The following is a 3339-nucleotide window of genomic DNA, read 5'->3' on the forward strand; positions in this document are numbered from 1 at the left end:
GGCTGCCGGCGGCGTACCAGGGCCAGCGCGCCGACCACGACGGCGGCGGCGCCGCCGGCCAGCCAGTACCGCAGGCCCCAGCTCGCGCCGATCGCCAGCGCCTGGAAACCGATCGCTGCGGCCAGCGCCGCCGCGAGCCCTGTCGTGGCCGCCACCCGGATCAGCCGTTGCACACCCATGCCCAGCACGGTAGGAGATCGCCGGCCGCGACGAACCGGCCGAAAGTAGGGTCGCCGGCGGGACGGGACCCTGCTCCGGACCGATGCCGTCCGGCCGCGCCGTGCCCAGGATGAGCCGCATGAACCCACCACCACCGGTCCTGCACGCCGAGCGGCTGACCAAACGCTACGGCCGGCGCACCGCGCTTGCCGACTGCGACCTGAGCGTCCCGCGTGGACACGTGGTCGGCCTGGTCGGCCCGAACGGCGCCGGCAAGTCCACCCTGCTGCAACTGGTCTGCGGCCTGATCGCGCCGACCTCGGGCACACTGTCGGTGCTCGGCTCGCCGCCGGCGGCGGACGCGGCGCACCTGGCCCGGGTCGGCTTCGTCGCCCAGGACACCCCCGTGTACGCCTCCCTGACGGTCGCCGAGCACCTGCGGATGGGCTCCTGGCTGAACCCGTCCTGGGACGCCGCGCTGGCCCGCCGCCGGATCACCGAGGCCGGCCTGGACCCGCGGCAGAGGGCGGGCCGGCTCTCCGGCGGGCAACGCGCGCAGCTCGCGTTGACGCTCGCCGCCGCGAAGCGCCCGGACCTCGTCGTCCTCGACGAGCCGGCCGCCGCGCTGGACCCGCTGGCGCGCCGCGACTTCCTGCGGGGCCTGGCCGGCTTCGTGCGGGAACTCGGCGCCACCGCCGTGCTCTCCTCGCATCTGCTGGGCGACGTGGCGCAGGTCTGCGACCACCTGGTCGTGCTCTGCGCCGGGCGGGTGCAGGTGGCCGGCCCGGTCGCCGACCTGCTCGCGGCGCACCACCGGATCGACGACCCCGCCACCGCGCCCGCCGGGGCCGAGGTGGTCTGGGCCGAACCCGGCCGCGTCGTGGTCCGGGGCCCGGCGGTACGCGGCGGCGCGCCGGTGCCGCTGGAGGAGCTGGCTCTGGCGTACCTGTCCCGGGCCGCCCACCGGCCGAGCGCGGCGGTGACCCGATGATCCGCTTCACGCTGCGCCAGTTCCGCCTCCCCGCCCTCGCCGGCGTGGTCCTGCTGGCCCTGGCCGGCGCCGGGCTGCTGCGCCTCGGCGCGGACGTCCGAGCCGTCCCCGACCCGGCCCGGCTGCCCGACCGGTACGCCCAGACGATGCTCTTCCTCGCCGGCGGGTTCGCGCTGGTGCCGGCGCTGCTCGGCGCGTTCTGGGGCGCGCCGCTGGTCGCCCGGGAGCTGGAGACCGGCACCCACCGGCTGGTGTGGAACCAGAGCGTGCCCCGGGGCCGCTGGCTCACCGTCAAGCTGGCCGTCACCGGGCTGGCCGCCGCACTCGTCGCCGGGCTGCTGAGCGCGGCGCTCACCTGGGCGGCCGCCCCGGTGGACCGGGCGGCCGGCGACCGGTTCAGCACGGTGCTGTTCGGCGCGCGCGGCGTCGCGCCGATCGGCTACGCGGTGTTCGCGCTCGTCCTCGGCGCGGTCACCGGGCTGCTGCTGCGCCGTACCCTCCCGGCGATGGCGCTGGTGTTCCTGGTGGTGGTCGCGGCGCAGCTCGCGGTGCCGAACCTGCTGCGCCCGCACTACCTGCCGCCGGAGCGGGTCACCGTGCCGATGACCGCCGAGGCGGTCAACCGGGCCCGGAACCTGGGCAGCATCACCGGCGGCCCGGTCGTCGGCGGGCTCGACGTGCCGGGCGCCTGGGTCACCGACATCAGCCCGCTGCGCACCGCCGACGGGCGGCAGCTCTCCGACGCCGCGTTCGGCGCCTGCTTCCGCGACCCGCCGCGCACCGGCGCCACCGGCACGTTCGGCGACACCGCGGTGTGCCTCGGCGCGCTCGACCTGCACGTGGACCTGGCCTACCAGCCCAACCGCCGGTTCTGGCCGTTCCAGTGGATCGAGCTGGCGCTGCACCTCGGCGCGGCCGGCCTGCTGGCGGTGCTCGGCCGGTGGCGCCTGCGGCGACGGGCCGGCTGAGCGGACCGGGCGGACGGTGCGGGCGCCGGGTGGCGCCCGCACCCGCCGTGGCTACCGCTTGAGCAGCGCGCGCAGCGCCGCGACGACCTCGTCCGGGGCCGACTCGGCCAGGAAGTGGCCGGCCGTGGTGGTGCGGTGTTCCAGGTCCGGCGCCCAGGCCCGCCACACCGCTTCGGCGTCGTAGCCGAGCGCCGCGCCCCAGTCCTGCTGGAGCACGGTGACGGGCATGGCCAGCCGCCGGCCGGCGTCCCGGTCGGCCCGGTCGTGCGTCACGTCGATCCCGGCCGAGGCCCGGTAGTCGGCCACGATCGAGTCGACCGCCTCGCGGGAGGCCCGCAGGTACTCGGCGCGCACGTCGGCCGGCATCGCCGCCGGGTCGCCGCCCCAGGCGTCGAGGAAGAAACCGAAGAACGCGTCCGCGCTGGCCGCGATCATGCGCTCGGGCAGGCCCGGCGGCTGGGCCATCAGGTAGAGGTGGAACGCGACCGACGCGGACGCGCCGTGCAGCACGTCCCACATGTCGAGGGTGGGCAGCACATCCAGCGACGCCAGGTGGGTGACCACGTCCGGGTGGTCCAGGCCGGCGCGCACCGCGACCAGGGCGCCCCGGTCGTGCCCGGCCAGCGCGAACCGGTCGTGGCCGAGCGCGCGGGCCAGGGCCACCACGTCGGCGGCCATGGTCCGCTTGGCGTACGTGTCCTCGCCTCGCGCGGCCGGCTTGTCGCTCGCGCCGTAGCCGCGCAGGTCCGGGCAGATCACGGTGTGGTCGGCGGCCAGGTCGGCGGCGACGTGCCGCCACATCAGGTGGGTCTGCGGGAAGCCGTGCAGCAGCACGACCGGGCTGCCGGCGCCCCCCACTGCGACATTCAGCGCCACACCCTCGGCGACCGGAACGCGCTGGTAGTCGAATCCCGCGATGGCGGTGCTCATCTCGATCCCTCTTTCGTCTCGTCGTACCGGTCCAGCGTGGCGGCGCCGGATGAGCAACCGATGAGCGCGATACGGTGGCCCGGGTCGAGGAGGGGTCGGTGCCTGTCGGTTTCGGTGTGCTGGGTCCGGTTACGGCCTGGGACGACGCGGGTGCGCCGGTCGACCTCAAGGGGCCCCGGCACCGGGCCGTGCTGGCGCGGCTGGTCGCCGCCCGGGGCCGGACCGTGCCGGTCGGGCAGATCGTCGACGACCTGTGGGACGACCCGCCGGCCGGCGCGGTGGGCGCGGTCC

General features: G+C 76.6%; 4 protein-coding genes. 3 read left to right on the forward strand and 1 reads right to left on the reverse strand.

Features of this window, described 5'->3' with window-relative positions:
• Window positions 1-298 precede the first annotated feature (298 nt).
• On the forward strand, window positions 299-1150 hold the full coding sequence (locus HUW36_RS28755; protein ID WP_174530988.1) for an ABC transporter ATP-binding protein: 852 nt from the start codon (window positions 299-301) through the stop codon (window positions 1148-1150).
• Window positions 1147-2118, forward strand: a complete 972-nt coding sequence (locus HUW36_RS28760; protein ID WP_174530989.1) for a transmembrane transport protein — start codon at window positions 1147-1149, stop codon at window positions 2116-2118. The genes HUW36_RS28755 and HUW36_RS28760 overlap by 4 nt, the downstream gene beginning before the upstream one ends.
• A 51-nt stretch (window positions 2119-2169) precedes the next feature.
• On the opposite strand, the gene HUW36_RS28765 is transcribed toward HUW36_RS28760, so the two are convergent.
• Window positions 2170-3048 (reverse strand): alpha/beta fold hydrolase, encoded by an 879-nt coding sequence (locus tag HUW36_RS28765; RefSeq protein WP_174530990.1) that lies wholly within the window; start codon window positions 3046-3048, stop codon window positions 2170-2172.
• A 98-nt stretch (window positions 3049-3146) separates the two neighbouring features.
• Between HUW36_RS28765 and HUW36_RS28770 the strand changes: the two genes are divergently transcribed.
• Window positions 3147-3339 (forward strand): AfsR/SARP family transcriptional regulator (locus HUW36_RS28770; protein ID WP_174530991.1); only part of this gene is annotated, 193 nt, incomplete at its 3' end.

The sequence above is a fragment of the Micromonospora maritima genome (assembly GCF_902825405.1).
Classification (GTDB): Bacteria; Actinomycetota; Actinomycetes; order Mycobacteriales; family Micromonosporaceae; genus Micromonospora; species Micromonospora maritima.

Coding starts and splice junctions, on each gene's coding strand:
- HUW36_RS28760 (WP_174530989.1), top strand. CDS start 1,147: ATGATCCGCTTCACGCTGCGCCAGTTCCGCCTCCCCGCCCTCGCCGGC.
- HUW36_RS28755 (WP_174530988.1), top strand. CDS start 299: ATGAACCCACCACCACCGGTCCTGCACGCCGAGCGGCTGACCAAACGC.
- HUW36_RS28765 (WP_174530990.1), bottom strand. CDS start 3,048: ATGAGCACCGCCATCGCGGGATTCGACTACCAGCGCGTTCCGGTCGCC.